13 protein-coding genes are annotated in these 15,182 nt (G+C 64.1%); 9 read left to right on the top strand and 4 right to left on the bottom strand.

Features of this window, described 5'->3' with window-relative positions:
• Positions 1 to 97 precede the first annotated feature (97 nt).
• The 4 genes from truA (at position 98) to K3557_RS03005 (ending at position 3,495) form a co-directional block, all read left to right on the top strand.
• The gene (gene truA, locus K3557_RS03020) at positions 98 to 865 is read left to right on the top strand and encodes a tRNA pseudouridine(38-40) synthase TruA (protein ID WP_259997577.1); all 768 of its coding nucleotides are present in this window, start codon (positions 98 to 100) and stop codon (positions 863 to 865) included.
• Positions 866 to 1,051: 186 nt separating this feature from the next.
• Positions 1,052 to 1,792, top strand: a complete 741-nt coding sequence (locus tag K3557_RS03015) for an NYN domain-containing protein (RefSeq protein WP_259986727.1) — start codon at positions 1,052 to 1,054, stop codon at positions 1,790 to 1,792.
• 102 nt (positions 1,793 to 1,894) lie between these two features.
• On the top strand, positions 1,895 to 2,830 hold the full coding sequence (locus K3557_RS03010) for a glyoxylate/hydroxypyruvate reductase A (protein ID WP_259997575.1): 936 nt from the start codon (positions 1,895 to 1,897) through the stop codon (positions 2,828 to 2,830).
• A gap of 200 nt (positions 2,831 to 3,030) precedes the next feature.
• Positions 3,031 to 3,495 (top strand): NUDIX pyrophosphatase, encoded by a 465-nt coding sequence (locus K3557_RS03005; RefSeq protein WP_259986729.1) that lies wholly within the window; start codon positions 3,031 to 3,033, stop codon positions 3,493 to 3,495.
• A 172-nt stretch (positions 3,496 to 3,667) separates the two neighbouring features.
• On the opposite strand, the gene gcvH is transcribed toward K3557_RS03005, so the two are convergent.
• Both gcvH and K3557_RS02995 read right to left on the bottom strand, forming a co-directional pair.
• Positions 3,668 to 4,027 carry a glycine cleavage system protein GcvH gene (gene gcvH / locus K3557_RS03000; protein WP_134831259.1) on the bottom strand — a complete coding sequence of 120 codons (360 nt, stop codon included), beginning with the start codon at positions 4,025 to 4,027 and terminating at the stop codon, positions 3,668 to 3,670.
• Positions 4,028 to 4,246: 219 nt separating this feature from the next.
• Entirely contained in the window at positions 4,247 to 5,695 is a 1,449-nt protein-coding gene (locus tag K3557_RS02995; RefSeq protein ID WP_259997574.1) for a glutamine synthetase family protein, read from the bottom strand.
• A 212-nt stretch (positions 5,696 to 5,907) separates the two neighbouring features.
• Here K3557_RS02995 and K3557_RS02990 point away from each other — a divergent pair, with 212 nt between their 5' ends.
• From K3557_RS02990 to K3557_RS02980, 3 genes are all read left to right on the top strand, one after another.
• Positions 5,908 to 6,684 carry an IclR family transcriptional regulator C-terminal domain-containing protein gene (locus tag K3557_RS02990; protein WP_259986731.1) on the top strand — a complete coding sequence of 259 codons (777 nt, stop codon included), beginning with the start codon at positions 5,908 to 5,910 and terminating at the stop codon, positions 6,682 to 6,684.
• A gap of 82 nt (positions 6,685 to 6,766) precedes the next feature.
• Positions 6,767 to 7,081: a hypothetical protein gene (locus K3557_RS02985; protein ID WP_259997572.1), complete on the top strand. Its 315-nt coding sequence runs from the start codon at positions 6,767 to 6,769 to the stop codon at positions 7,079 to 7,081.
• A 121-nt stretch (positions 7,082 to 7,202) separates the two neighbouring features.
• Entirely contained in the window at positions 7,203 to 8,186 is a 984-nt protein-coding gene (locus K3557_RS02980; protein ID WP_259997570.1) for a type I glyceraldehyde-3-phosphate dehydrogenase, read from the top strand.
• 52 nt (positions 8,187 to 8,238) lie between these two features.
• Here K3557_RS02980 and K3557_RS02975 read toward each other — a convergent pair whose 3' ends face one another.
• A complete protein-coding gene (locus K3557_RS02975; protein WP_259997569.1) occupies positions 8,239 to 8,847 on the bottom strand; it encodes a hypothetical protein in 609 nt (202 codons plus the stop codon).
• 64 nt (positions 8,848 to 8,911) lie between these two features.
• On the bottom strand, positions 8,912 to 9,166 hold the full coding sequence (locus K3557_RS02970; protein ID WP_259997568.1) for a hypothetical protein: 255 nt from the start codon (positions 9,164 to 9,166) through the stop codon (positions 8,912 to 8,914).
• Positions 9,167 to 9,740: 574 nt separating this feature from the next.
• Here K3557_RS02970 and K3557_RS02965 point away from each other — a divergent pair.
• Complete coding sequence (locus K3557_RS02965; protein ID WP_259997567.1) at positions 9,741 to 11,543, top strand: autotransporter assembly complex family protein; 1,803 nt, start codon at positions 9,741 to 9,743, stop codon at positions 11,541 to 11,543.
• Positions 11,540 to 15,166, top strand: a complete 3,627-nt coding sequence (locus tag K3557_RS02960; protein ID WP_259997566.1) for a translocation/assembly module TamB domain-containing protein — start codon at positions 11,540 to 11,542, stop codon at positions 15,164 to 15,166. The genes K3557_RS02965 and K3557_RS02960 overlap by 4 nt, the downstream gene beginning before the upstream one ends.
• Positions 15,167 to 15,182: the final 16 nt, after the last annotated feature.

Below are 15,182 nucleotides of genomic sequence, written 5' to 3'. Positions count from 1 at the left end.
CTGTTCTTGCTGCTGTCAAGATAGGCAGCATGTTGCTGAGATACCAGAGCGCACACGGGGCTTGCCCCGGCCCGGCCCTGTTGCTAGGTGCCCGTCCATGCCGCGTTTTGCTTTGAAAGTCGAATATCACGGGAAGCCTTTTGCCGGCTGGCAAAGGCAGAAGGACCAGCCCTCGGTGCAGGGCGCGATCGAGGCTGCGCTGGCGCGGCTGGAGCCGGGGGAGCATACGATTGCTGCCGCCGGGCGCACCGACACCGGCGTGCATGGGCTGGGACAGGTGGCCCATTGCGACTTGGCCAAGGACTGGGATCCGTTCCGCCTGTCGGAGGCGCTGAATTACCATCTGAAGCCAGACCCGGTGGCGATTGTGGACTGCGCCCGGGTGGACGGCGACTGGCACGCGCGGTTCTCGGCCGTTGAACGGCAATATCTGTTCCGCATCCTGATCCGCCGTGCGCCGGCCACCCATGAGGCGGGCCAGGTCTGGCAGCTGAGCCATGATCTGGACGCAGGCGCCATGCAGGAAGCCGCCAGCCATCTGATCGGCAACCATGATTTCACCACCTTCCGGTCGTCAATCTGCCAGGCGGCAAGCCCGGTAAAGACGCTGGATGAGCTGACGGTGGAACCCGTACAGGGGTTCTCGGGGCCGGAGATCCATTTCCACGTCCGCGCCCGCAGCTTCCTGCACAATCAGGTCCGCAGCTTTGTCGGCACACTCGAACGGGTCGGCGCAGGGGCCTGGGAGACTGCGGATGTGAAGGCCGCGCTGGAGGCCTGTGACCGCGCCGCCTGCGGTCCGGTTTGCCCAGGTCACGGGCTCTATCTGGCGCGGGTGGGATACCCGGAAGACCCTTTTGCCTGAACCGCCGCCGGGGACGGGCAACTCCTGCGCGCCCCGGGCATTGACTGAACCCGCTGAAAGCAGCAGCCGCAGCCCGCTTGCATAACCGCGGGCACACCGCATAATCGGCGCAACCCACCCATCAGGGCCTTTCGGCAGCTCAATCGCTGGCGGTCCGCCCGCAAAACACACAGGCAGACATCCGCAATGGCAAACCCAACCAAACCGCCGCTTCTGGCCGTCCTGATCGACGCCGACAACATCTCGGCCAAGTTCGCCGAGGCAATGTTCGAGGAGATCGCCTCCTTTGGCGAGGCCAGCATTCGCCGCATCTATGGCGATTTTGCCGGCGGCAGCCCGCAGGGGTGGAACAAGGAGAAGCTGGCAGCCCTGGCGATTGTGCCGCATCAGCAATTTGCCAACACCACCGGCAAGAATGCCTCGGACATCGCGCTGGTGATCGACGCGATGGATATTTTGCACTCGGGCCGGTTCGACGGCTTTGTGCTGATTTCATCGGACAGCGATTTCACCCGGCTGGCCAGCCGCATCCGCGAACAAGGCGTGGATGTCTTCGGCATGGGCATGCGCAAGACACCGGCGGCCTTTGTTCAGGCCTGCAAACGGTTCATCTATGTGGAAAACCTGCTGGAAGAGCCGGGCAAACCGAAGCCGAAGCCTAAGAAAGAAGACGGCGCTGGCAACGGAAATGCTCCGGCGGAACTGGCGGATCCGACCAAGCTGGTGGTCCGGGCGATGGATGCGATCGACCAGGATGACGAATGGTTCACGCTGGGCCAGATCGGCCAGTACATTACCGCAGCCGCGCCGGATTTTGACACCCGCAGCTATGGCAAACGCAAGCTGAGCGACCTGATTGCCTCGCTGAAACTGTTTGAGACCAAACGCGGCGACGGCAACCAGATTCTGGTGCGGCGGCTGGACTGACGCGCCGCGGCGCTGCCGGAATACCTGCGGCAAATACCGCTTTCCCTTGGTCCTGAACCGTGGCTTAGTCCGGCAAATGGGTCGCGGACAGGGAGAACGCGCATGGCATTGCTGATCAGCATCGGCCACGACGGCTGGTACACCGAGGAACAGCTGGCAGATGAGCTTCGCTCGGTTGCCCCCGGGGCCGACATCCGGCCCGTTTCCGACCCCGGCAATCTGGAAGACATCACCATGCTGGCGGTCTCTGCACTGAAGGGCGATCTGGCCGCGCAGCTGCCGAACCTGCAGCTGGTGCAGAAACTGGGCGCCGGTGTGGACAGCATCGTGGCGCACCCCAGCGTCGCTCCGCAAGTGCGTGTGACCCGCCTGAAGCCGCAAGAGCCGGCCTATGAGATTGCAGATTACTGCCTGGCTTATGTGCTGCGCGGCCAGCGCAACATGGCCACGCACGCAGCATCACAATCCCGCAGCGCCTGGGAGCCGCGGGCGCCGGGGCGCCCGGCGGAAACCACCGTAGGCGTGCTGGGGCTTGGCCATATCGGCGGCATGACCGCGCGGCTGATGCGCGACATGCGGTTCCGGGTGTTGGGCTGGAGCCGTTCCCCCAAGGAGATCGACGGTGTGGACTGCCGCCATGGCGCAGAGGCGCTGCCGCAGATGCTGGGGATATGCGACTATGTCTGCGCGATCCTGCCGTCCACCCCGGCCACCCGCGGGCTGATGGATGCGGGAATGCTGGCCGCAATGAAACCGGGCGCGACGCTGATCAACGCAGGCCGCGGCGATCTGGTCGATGAAGCTGCCTTGCTGGAAGCGCTAGACAAGGGCACGCCGGGCCATGCGGTGCTGGATGTGGTCAGCAAAGAACCGTTGCCCGCAGATAGCCTGCTGTGGACGCATCCGCAGGTCACGGTCACCCCGCATGTGTCAGGCTGGCATCTGGGTGATGCGCTGCGGGATGTGGTGGAGAACTACCGGCGGCTGGAAGCCGGCGAAGAGCTGCTGCACGAAGTGGACCGGCAGCGCGGGTACTGATCCTGGCACCCTGCACAGTCTTTTCAGACGGTGGCGCTGAAGAAGTATCCGCTCCGCTAAGTCCAGCGGAGCAAACTCCCGGTGTTCAGACTTAGGCGCATCCCCGCAAAGTCAGCTGAGCGGGGCAAACCCGGCCTTGGCAACTTTGTCCGTGATCACCTGAAATCCGAAACGGTACTGTACTTGGAAGGAGATTGATCATGCCGGAAATTCCAATACGCGCGTTCCTTGTCTCCCTTGTCGCCATCAGGAAAACCAATGTCCGGCATGAGGTGCTTCTGCTCAAACGCACCCAGACGCTGGCCGGCGAGTGGTGCCAGGTAGCAGGAAGCATTGAAGAGGGGGAAACCGCTTGGCAGGCCGCTTTGCGCGAGCTTGAAGAAGAGACTGGCCTGAAGCCTACTGCCTTGTATTCAGCTGATACCTGCGAGCAATTCTATGAAGCGGACAGGGATAGCATAACGCTCGCTCCGGTCTTTGCCGGCTTCATCGAAAACACCGCGAGAGTAACCTTGAACCACGAACACAGTGATTACTGCTGGGTGAGTTTTGATGAAGCGGCAGAAATGGTTGCCTTTGGCGGGCAAAGGCGCGTTCTTCGCTGGATTGAAGACGAGTTCGTGAAGAGGCCTCCTAGCAGGCACCTGCTGATTGGGCGTGGATAGCCTGCCCCTCCAGCAAAGTCGAAAAAGGCCCTGAACAGACGCAAAACCGCCAGGTACGCGCCCCTATCACAGGCAGCAACGTTCCATCCTTGTTTGTTTGAGGCTGCGCTTTGCTCCCTTCCGGGAACCCGCACCGGGATTCCAAAGCGGCCCCAAACGGGGCCGCAGGGGATCAGCCGATAAACTTCTTGTAGCCGGCTTCATCCATGTAGTCGTCCATCGGTGACAAGTCCGAGGGCTTCAGCTTGAAAAACCAGGCGCCGCCCTCGGGGTCTTCGTTCACCTTGCCGGGATCATCGGTCAGCGCCTCGTTCACCTCGACCACTTCACCGTCCAGCGGCGACAGGATGTCGGAGGCGGCTTTGACCGATTCAATCACCACGATTTCTTCATCCTTGGAGACCTCGGTGCCCACTTCCGGCAGCTCCACAAAGACGACTTCGCCCAGCTGTTCGGCGGCATGGGCGGTGATGCCAACGGTGATCAGATCGTCTTCGGGCAGCAGCCACTCGTGTTCTTCGGTGTATTTCATCATCGTTTATTCCCTTGGAAGAGGCTTGGGTTTTCAGTGCGGGTTGGTACTTAGTGCGGGTTGTGCCGCCGTAACGGATACCGCGGGAAGAAGAAAGCCGGTCCTGCCGGGCCCTGCATGCGCGGGTATACGCTAACAACGGTGCCGGTCTCCGATCAAGATGGCAAATTATGGGGGTCTTGCATTTTTATGGGCACAGGCCTCGAACGTCCTGTTCGGTCAGAACAGATTGAAATACTCCGCCTGCTCCCATTCGCTGACTGTGTCCAGGTAACGTTCCCATTCGAACTGCTTGAGCTGCAGGAAATAGCTGACGGCCTCTTCCCCCAGCGCTGCACGGCACATCTGCGAGCCGCCGAACCCCTCCAGTGCCTGGCCCAGCGAACGCGGCAGGCGCTCCGCGTCTTCGCTGTAGGGCGACACTGTGGGCTTGGGCGCCTCCAGCCCTTCTTTGATGCCGGCCATGCCTGCGATGATCTGGGCGGCCAGCGCGTAATAAGGATTGGCAGTGCTGTCCGGCGCGCGGTTCTCGATCCGGCTGGCGGTATCGCCCGGCTGCATCAGCGCCCGCAGCATGGCGCCGCGGTTGTCTTCGCCCCAGCCGATGCGGTTCGGGGCCAGCTGGAACGGCAGATAGCGTTTGTAGCTGTTCACCGTCGGCGCGATCAGCAGTGAGGTCTCAGGGGCGTATTTCAGCTGCCCCGCTATCCAGGCACTGGCAGGCGGAGACAGCAGCCCGGCGGTTTCCGGCATGAACAGATTGCGCCCCGAGGCCGGATCCAGCAGCGACTGATGCACGTGCCAGCCGTTGGCCATGGCACCCGCCAGCCGCGGTTTGGCCATGAAGCTGGCGTGCAGCCCGTTGCGGGCGCAGACCTCCTTGACCATGGTGCGGAACATCACCATCGCGTCGGCCTGGGCCATGGCGCCATCCGGTGCAAAGGTGAATTCAACCTGGCTGGGCCCCATTTCAATTTCCACCGAGCGCACCACCAGCCCCAGTTTCTGGGCGTTGCGGCGCAACAGGTCCAGCACCCCCTCCGCTTCGCCATAGCGGGTTTCGCTCAGGTACTGATACCCTTGCGTCAGGTTGCGGGTTTGAACCGGCGCGCCGGGGCAAGTGGCCTGTTCATGGGCCAATGCCTTGTCCGCCAGCTCGAAAATGTGGAATTCCACCTCCAAGCCAAAGATGGCTGCCATCCCTTGCACCTCCAGCGCATCGACTGCCCGCTGCAGCACGCCGCAGGACGCAAACGGGACCGGGCTGCCATCCGGATAGACCGGCGTGCAGAAGATCCAGGCGGAATGGCCGGACCAGGGCAACGCGCGAAAGGTCTCGGGGCGCGGCACCAGCAGCACGTCGCCGGCGCCCTGCATCGGGCCGGACAGGCCGGTGCCGCCGTCCCAGACCGGAAAGGCATTGCGGTGGGACGTGTCTTTCAGCAGCAAGGTCGCCGGCATGTTGAGTCCGCGGTCAAAGACGCTGGCAAAGGCCTCGGCCATCATTGTCTTGCCGCGCAGGATCCCGTGCTGGTCGGGGAACAGCACCCGCACGGTTTCTATCCCGTCGAACTGCGCGCGGGAGGTGATCTCGGCTGCCTTGCGGCAATCTTCGGACGACAGCAGCCCCAGGCGGGCCAGTTTGCCGGATGTGAAGTCTTGTGCCATGGGCGGCCTCCTGGGTAGCGAGCTGCTTGAAATTGCACCGGAAATACCCCGGCGTCCAGTCCACGGCAGATTTTGACGCAACCCGGTGCGCAATCCGGATATTGCGGGGGTTTTGCGCCTTGACAGCATTCGCAGGGCGAACATTGTGTCGAATATTCGCACAAAGCCACTGCCCCGGGCGGTGCCATTCAAGATCAGGACAGCGGTTTCAGATGACAGCAGTTGAACAGGACAGGAATATTTCGTCGAGCTTTGCCAAAGGGCTGGCAGTTCTGGCGGTGTTTGACGCGGCCTCCCCCAGCATGACCCTGGCCGAGATCGCCCGGCGCACCGGCCAGGACCGGGCCACTGCCCGGCGCGGCGCGCTGACGCTGGTGCAGGCAGGCTATCTGCGCCAGGACGGGCGGATGCTGTCATTGACCCCGCGGGTGCTGGCGCTGGCGGGCGGTTTCCTGCAGGCCAATCAGTTCGGGCGCCGGGTGCAGCCGGTTCTGAACCGCCACGCCCGGCAAATGGAGATCGAGGTGACGCTGGCAATGCTGGATCAGGGCCGGGTGCTGCTGCTGGCGCAATCCACCGTCGAGCATGGCCATATAACTTATGGATTCACTGCTGGTTCCCATATTCCGCTGGCCCATACCAGCCTGGGGCGGATGCTGCTGGCCGGACTGCCGGAGGCCGCGGCGGCTGCGGTGCTGGCCGCAACCGAAATCCCGCGCCACACCGAGGCCTCGCTCACCGACCCCGGCCGCATTCTGGACTGCGTGGGTGAGGCCCGCACGCAGGGCTATTGCCTCACCAGCGGCGAATTCGAGGCCGGGATCACCGGTTACGCCGTGCCCGTCTCGCGGCCCGGCCAGACGCCGATAGTTGCGGGCTGTTCAGCACCGCGCGGGCTGCAGCCGGAGGCGGACGCCGAGCGTCTTTTGCGCGGGTTGCAGCTCTGCGCCGCAGAGCTGCGCCAGGCCGAGGCCGTGGACCACCTGTAACCCCGCCTTGCGGGAAAGCCTGCTTTGCATTGCACGCCGCCCTTGCTAGGCTGAAGCAAGATATTTCCGCAGGAGCATTTTGATGATCAAACAGACTGTTTTGGCAGCGGCCCTGTGCGCCGCGCTTGCCCCGGCTGCATCGGCCACGGACGCCGAAGGCACCATGGTCACCGTTCTGGGCCGCGATTGGGCGGTTTTCCCGGTCGCGGACACACCGGGCCGCTACAGCGCCACGCGGATGAATCTGGAGCATTTGCCGTTCCGCCCGCCTGCGGTGCTGACTGCACGCCAGGCAGTGCAGGCCCTGCGCACCGCCACCGGTTGCAGCGTCAACATGGACACGATGGTGCGCAGCATCAACAGCACCTATTACGCCCATGTGATCTGCCGCAAATAGGGGCATGGCTGACGGCCCTGCAGTTTTGCGGCGTATTTCTGAAACATCCTCTTGGGAAATGTGATCATTTTCCGGGAGGCCATGGATTGAGCGGCCCCGGCGCGCCTGCCATAGATTGCGCATGAGACTTGCAATCAACGGATTCGGCCGCATTGGCCGCGCCATCCTGCGCCAGATTCTGACGACCCCGCGCGGAGACGGCATCGACGTGGTGCGGATCAACGATATCGCACCCTTGGACATGTGCGCCTATCTGTTCCAGTACGACAGCACCTTCGGCCCCTTTGCCCATCCGGTGGAGCATGGCAGCGGAGCGCTGCAGGTGATGGGGCGCTCGATCCCCGTCAGCCATGCGCCGGATCTGACATCGGTGGACCTGTCAGGCGTTGATCTGGTGCTGGAATGCACCGGCATTGCGCGGACGTCTGATGTGGCCGAGCGCGGCATCAAGGCAGGTGCGTCCAAGGTGCTGATCTCCGGCCCCTCCCCCGCCGCCGAGCTGACCGTGGTGCTGGGCGCCAACGAAGAGCAGCTGGGCGATGCGCGCATCGTCTCCAACGCCTCCTGCACCACCAATGGGCTCACTCCGCTGGTCAAGCTGCTGGACCAGATCGCCGGCATCGATACGGCACATATGACCACGATCCACTGCTACACCAACTCGCAGCCGATGGTGGATGCGCCGCGCGGTGATTTTGCCCGTTCGCGCGGCGGCGCGCAATCAATGGTCCCAACAACGACCTCGGCGATGCATCTGATCGACGAGGTGCTGCCGCATCTGAAAGGCCGGGTCAGCGGTGCCGCGGTGCGGGTGCCGACGGCCAGCGTTTCCGCCGTGGACCTGGTGGCGCAGCTGAAAACCCCGATGAGCGAAGACGCGTTCACTGCCGCCCTGCGCGAAGGCGTGGCAGCATCCAAAGTGCTGGGCTGGACCGATATGCCGCTGGTCTCCTCGGACCTGCGGGCGCGGCCTGAATCGCTGGTGATTGCCGGGCCCGAAACCCGCATGGCCGGCGAGCATCAGGCGCGGGTGTTCGGCTGGTATGACAATGAATGGGGCTTTTCGGCCCGGATGCTGGATGTAGCCAGGCTGATGGCGGGATAAGATCCGCCCTTGTCCGAAGACCGGTTTGCAAGCCCGCCGCTGGCGGGCTTGGCTATTCCTGCGGTTTCCGCCCTGCTCCAGACAGCCGGATCCAGCGGAAAATCAGCATCAGCGCAACCATGCAGACCGCAAGACCGATCAGATCGCCAGCTGCATAAACAGCCATGACCGGCAGCTGATCACTGGGAAAGATCAGACCGGAAAACACCACCGATTGCCCCAGCGAATTGATGACAGAGGCCAGCGCCCCCACGGCCAGCAACCCGGTCCAGGCAATCCGGCGCGCTTGGCCGGCAGAAAGATCCCAGCCGAATAGCCATGCGATTTTAAAACCCGCAAATGCGGCAAAGGCGCCGACAGCGATGGATTCCAGCAGCACCGGCTCCATTAGCTGCTGAACATTGGATGACGTGAACATCAGCTCAGACAGAAACGCACCACTGGCAAGAGGCAGAACCGCTCTCCAGCCGAACAGCCAGACGCTCAGCACCCGCACCCCGTGCGGCAGGTAGATCAGGCTGGCAAAGACGGTGATCTCCGGCAGGAACAGATTCTGCACCGGCGTGACGGCCCAGGCCGTCAGACCATGGCAAATGACATAAGCCGCGGCGATCACCGCAAAACTCTGAAACCCGGGCAGGAACTGCAATACTCGTATCATGCCGCCCGTTTAGACAGCGTGCAGAGAAGCTGCAATCGGATGTTCGACGCCTGACAGGCTGCGATCACCTTGCGGCGGGATCAAAGCAAACCACGTAATGCTTGGCCTTGCTGCCGCCCGCCCGCTCCAGCAATCCTAAGGCCAGCAGCGACTTCAGTGTCCGGTGAAAAGTCGCCTGGGCAATTTCCGTCACCAGCCGGTGGCTGCGGATTTGCTCGGACTGAACCGGGGCGCCTGGCACGCTGGTCAGCGCATGCGCGGCCAGCAGCACATCCCGTTCGGCCCTGTTCAACCGGTCCAGGCCAAGGTCGCGTTCCATCTTATGGAGCATATCCCGAAGTTCAAAAATTGACTTTAACCGATCCACAATTGTACCTCCGGGGAACACAAGCTGCTGCTTCAGCAGCATTTAATCTGCCAGCATTAGATGACACCACGCGAAAATTATCAATCCGACAATTATCTGGACAGTAAAATTCCGCGTGATATCATTCCCGTCAGACTAGGCTGCATGTGAGTGGTGGCTGCGTCTGACGTTTACTCGAAGTAGCTTTGTTAACCAGTGCCAGCTCCGGCAGCTTCAACTGCCGGAGCTGAACTGAATAGTACAGTTTCTTTTTCGGTTTCCAACCACCTTTGCAGCCAATTTTACCGCGCACACGCCAAACCGGCAGGATTGTGCCCGCGGCTTTGCACTCTTCCTCCAGTGCCGCCGCCTGCCAGCCGCCGCCATGCGCGGCAATCCGCTGCCGGCCGGTGGAGACCGAATCCCGGCGGAAAGCTGCTGCTTTACAGGTTCCATCCTGCAAATTTCCCGTGTTAGGCTTTGACCCAGCCGCCTGCGGCCCTGCCGGGCTTAGAGGCCGATTTTCCGCCCGCCGCCGGGAGCAGACATGAATTTTCCTTTCCGCCCGCGACTATTGGCGAGCACCATTGCCTTCAGCCTACTGACCTTTCTGCCGCCTGCCGCCTTTGGCGCCGAGGCCACGTTGCAGGCGCCCGGAGCGGATGAAGCCCTGGCCGGGCGGCTGCGCGGCGCCTCGTCTTCGGTGGCCGCCAGCGGCGAAACCAATGTGCAGGAGCTGCTGGCGGCAGCTTTGTCGGATTACCGCACTCTGGTGCAGGTGCTGTATGATGCGGGCCATTTTTCGCCGGTGGTGAATATCCGCCTGGACGGGCGCGAGGCGGCGCGGATCCAGCCGCTGAACCCGCCAAAGAACGTCAGCAAGGTGGAAATCACCGTGCAGCCCGGCCCGCGGTTCAGCTTTGGCACGGCAGAGCTGGCGCCGCTGCCGCAATCCAGTGACGTGGAGATCCCTGCGGGCTTTGCCCCTGGCCAGCCCGCCAGCACCGGCGCGATCCGCGACGCGGCAATTGCCGGCGTGCGGGCCTGGCGCCGCAGCGGCCACGCCAAGGCAACGGTGGCGGACCAGAAGATCACCGCCAACCATGTGCAAGCCCGGCTGGATGCAGAACTCCGGCTGGCGCCGGGGCCGCAGCTGCGGTTCGGGCAGTTGCGGATCACCGGCGACACCAACGTCCGCGAGGACGCCATACGCCGGATCGCAGGTTTCCCGGAAGGCGACGCGTTCCACCCCGATCTGGTCTCCAAATCCGCGACCCGGCTGCGCCGCACCGGCACGTTTTCCACCCTGGTCCTGCGCGAGGCCGAGCAGCCGAACGCGGACGGCACCTTGGATTTTGTGGCTCGGGTCGAGGATCTGCCGCCGCGCCGTTTGACTTTCGGGGCCGAGATCAGCTCCTCCGACGGAATTGAACTGTCGGGCAGCTGGATGCACAGGAACCTGTTCGGTGCCGCGGAAAAGCTGCGGATCGAGGCACGGCTCAGCGGTATCGGCAGCAGCAATGACATTGACGGACGCATTGCGGTGCGTCTGGACCGGCCTGCAGCACTGGGGCCGGATGACAGTATCTTCTATCTGGCCGAGGCCGAACGGCTGGACGAGGAACACTACAGCGCCACCCAGCTGCTGGGCGCCATCGGTGTGCGGCGGACGTTTTCGGACCATTTCTATGCCGAGGCCGCCTTGGGCGTGACCTCCATCCTGGCAGAGGATGTATTCGGCAAGCGGCGTTTCAAATACCTGGCAGGCCGGATCCGGGCGGAGTACGATGGCCGCGACAGCCGGGTGAACCCGGCCAGCGGCTATTTCCTGCAGGGCGGCGCAACCCCCTTCATCGGCATTGACGGCAACGACTCTGGTCTGCAAATCAAAGCTGACGGGCGCGCCTATTACGGGCTGGGCGCCGATGACCGGATCGTGCTGGCCGGGCGGCTGCAGATGGGATCGGTGATCGGACCGTCCTTGAGCGGGACCGCCCCCACCCTGCTGTTCTTTTCCGGCGGCGCCGGATCGGTGCGCGGGCATGAATTCCAGTCGCTGGGCGTGCCTGCCAATGGCGGCACCGCCGGCGGGCGCGGTTTTCTGGCCCTCTCGGGCGAGGTGCGGGGCAAAGTCACCGACAAGATCTCGCTGGTCGGGTTTTACGACCTTGGATTTGTCGATGCAGACAGTTTTGTTTCCGGCTCATCCGCGCGCCACGCCGGGGCTGGCTTTGGCCTGCGTTATGATGTTGCGGGCATCGGCCCGATCCGGCTTGACCTCGCCTATCCGGTGGACGGCGGGTCCGAGGACGGGCTGCAATTCTATATCGGGATCGGACAAGCGTTTTGAGACAGTTTCTTGGCCTTGCCCTGGCCCTTGGGCTGACGGTTGCACCGGCAGCGGCGCAGGACACCACGACGGAGGATGCCGGCGGGCTGCTGGTCGATTTCCTGGAGGACACCCTGTCCGGCGACAGCCGCTATATCAGCGTGACAGGTCTTGAGGGCGCGTTTTCCTCGCAGGCCAAGATCAAGCGGATCACTGTGGCGGATGAAGACGGTATCTGGCTGACCGTTGAGGGCGCCGAACTGGACTGGAACCGGCTGGCGCTGTTAAGCGGGCGGTTTTCTGTCAATGAGCTGTCGGCGGAGCGCATCGAAGTGGCGCGCGCGCCCAAACCGCTGCCGCCGGATCCGGAATTGCCGGAGCCAGAGGCCACGCCCTTTGCGCTGCCGGAGCTGCCGGTAGCAATTCAGCTGGGCCAGATCAAGGCAGCCCGGATCGAACTGGGCGAGGACCTGGCCGGTTCGGCGGCCAGCCTGTCGGTCGAAGGCTCGCTGATGCTGGCGGACGGGACGCTGGATACCAAGCTGGCGGCAACCCGGCTGGACAAACCCGGCGATCATTTCCGGCTGGAGGCAGGGTATGCCAATGAAACCCGGCAAATCACCCTGGATCTGGCAGTGGAGGAAAGCCCGGGCGGTCTGATTTCGCGCAGCCTGGATCTGCCGGGCAGCCCCGAGTTGCAATTGACTGCCCAAGGCAGCGGCCCGGTCAGTGATTTCACCGCCGATATCCGGTTCAGCACCAATGGCGCAGAGCGGCTGACAGGCCAGGTGGTGCTGGCGGCTGTGCCTCTGCCCGCCGACGCCGCACCCGAAGCGCCGCGCGATATCGGCTTCTCTGCCGACCTGGGCGGCAATATCGACGTACTGCTGCCGCCGGTGCACCGGCCGTTCTTTGGCCCTGGTCTGCGGCTCAATGTAAAGGGCACGCGCGCAGGCAGCGGCGCGGTGGCGCTGGACACGCTGGCCTTGCGCACCAATGCGCTGCAGGTCACCGGCGCCGCGGCGCTGGATGCGCGCGGCAAGCTGGACACTGCAAATCTGAAAACCGCCATCACCGCGCCTGCCGGCCAGGCAGCTGTCACCCTGCCCTTTGGCGGCGGGCTGACGACGCTGGCGGCGGCAGACCTGCAACTGAAAAAGACCGCCGGGGGCAACTGGACCCTGGACGGGGTGCTGGACCAGCTAAGCCACCCCGGCGCCCTGGTGGGCCGGGCCGAGATTTCCGGACAGGGCACGCTGGACCAAAGCACCGGCTTTGCACTGAAGGGACGGCTGACTGCCGGCCTCAGCGGTTTACAGCCGCGTGATCCGGCACTGGCCAAGGCCACCGGCAATGAAATCCGCTTTGAAGGCACGCTCAGCACCGAAGGCCCCGGCGCGCTGCAGATCACGGATATGGAACTGCGGGGCAGCGACTATCAGGCCGCGGGGGATGTGGGTTTTGACGGGTTGGAAGACGGCCTGAAAGTCAGTGCCGACCTGACTGCGGGCCTGGCTGATCTGGCCCGGTTTTCCGATCTGGCCGGGCGCCCGCTGGGCGGCGCGGTGCAGGCCAAGGTCAAAGGTTCCTTCACGCCTCTTTCGGGGGCGTTTAACACCGATCTGTCGATGCGGGCGCAGGACCTGTCGGCAGGCATTGCCCAGGCTGATGAGCTGCTGAAGGGCACAACCACGCTGGCGCTGAAGGCGGCGCGGGATGAGAACGGCATCGCAATCGACCGCTTTGAGCTGGCGGGCAGCGCGCTGCTGGCCAGCGCCGCAGGCACGCTCAACAGCGATGCCGGGCGGATGGAGATCACCGCCAGGCTGAACCGGCTGGAGGTGCTGCTGCCGCAAACGCCCGGCGCGCTGGAGCTGGCCACCACCCTCATCCGCAATGGCGATACCCTGGATGGGGTGGCAGAGCTGAAAGGGCCGCATACCTCCAGCGCCAAACTGGATGGCTCCGTCACGCTGGAAGGCGATGCCGATTTCACCTTTGCCGCCGCCCTGAACGAGCTGGAGCGGTTTGTGCCGCAGCTGGCGGGCAAGCTGACCGCCCAAGGCACCGCCGCGCGCCGCAACGGGGAATGGCAGATTGCGGGTCAGGCTGCAGGTCCTGCCGCCATCACCGCGGATATCGAGGGCCGCTTTATGGAAAACAACGGCAGCACAGATCTGCGCTTTGATGCGGCGATCGGCCAGCTGCAGCGGCTGGTCCCTGACCTGCCCGGCCGCCTCGCTGCCAAGGGCACCGCGGCGCGGCGGGACGGCACCTGGACCATCGACAGCACCGCCAGCGGCCCCGCAGGCATCGACAGCCGCGTTGCCGGCAGCTGGAGCGAGGCCAAGGGCACCGCAGATGTGACCGCCAAGGGCACGCTGCGGCTGGAGGGGCTTAACCCGTTCATCTCTCCCAACCTGTTGCAGGGTCCAGCAAACTTTGACCTTGCGCTGAAAGGCACTCCGGCATTGGACGGCGTGAGCGGCACCATCTCGGTGCCCGGCGCCTCGCTGGCCATTCCGGCGGCAGCACAGCGGGTGGACGATATCAACGCCACTGTTTCCATCGCCCGCTCCAGCGCGCAGCTGCAGGTCTCGGCCCGCCCGCGTGACGGCGGCACGGTGCGGATCAGCGGGCCGGTCGGGCTGCTGCCCCCGTTCAACGGCAACCTGCAGATTGCCATCGGCGATGTGGTGGTGACCGACCACCTGTCTTACGAAACCCTGCTGAACGGCAGCCTGGCGATGTCAGGTGCGATGGCGGGCAACAACCGGATCGAGGGGCGGATCGATGTGGGCGAGACCAATATCAACCTGAACACCGCCGGCGGTTCGGTCTCAGCGGCGCCGATCCCGCCAATTCGCAATAGGGGGGCACCGCGCGATGTGCGCCAGACCCTGGCCCGCGCCGGGCTGACCGGCAGCAGCGGCGGCGGCGGCGGCTCCGGCAGAACCGAGCTGGACATTCTGATCAGCGCGCCCTCCAGGATCTTTGCCCGCGGCCGCGGGTTGCGCTCGGAATTGGGCGGCGAGATCCGCCTGCGCGGCACCACCGCACGGCTGTCGCCCTCCGGCCAGATCAGCCTGATCCGCGGCACCTTTGATATTCTGGGGCGGCGGCTGGAGCTGGATGAAGGCCGGATCACCCTGCTGGGGGATCTGAAACCCTATCTGGAGTTCAAATCCTCGGCGGCCACGGATCAAGGCACCGCAACGCTGGAAATCTCGGGCCGGGTCGACGCGCCCGAGATCAAGGTCACCTCGGACCCGCCCCGCCCCAGCGAGGAAGCCCTGGCGCTGCTGCTGTTCGGCGACAATATCCAGGACATCTCGCCGCTGGCGCTGGCGCGTCTGGCGGGGTCAGCGCTGACCCTCAGCGGTCGCGGCGGCAGTGCGCAAAACAAGCTGCGCAATGCTACCGGTGCGGATGACGTCGATATCGGCGCCGACAATCTGGGGTCCGGGCAGCTGGGCCTCGGCGGCTATGTGGCGGAAAACGTCTATACCGATTTCAACGTCAACACCCGCGGCGACAGCGAGCTGAGCATTAACCTCGACATGACGGACAGCCTGACGGTGCAAGGCACGGTGGACAGCGAGGGCGAAACCGGATTTGGCCTGTTCTTCAAACGCGACTACTGACGGATGGCCCGGCGGC

Origin of the sequence: Leisingera sp. M523 (genome assembly GCF_025141335.1) — a bacterium.
Taxonomy (GTDB): Bacteria; Pseudomonadota; Alphaproteobacteria; order Rhodobacterales; family Rhodobacteraceae; genus Leisingera.
This window is presented reverse-complemented; position numbering and strand designations above follow the sequence as displayed.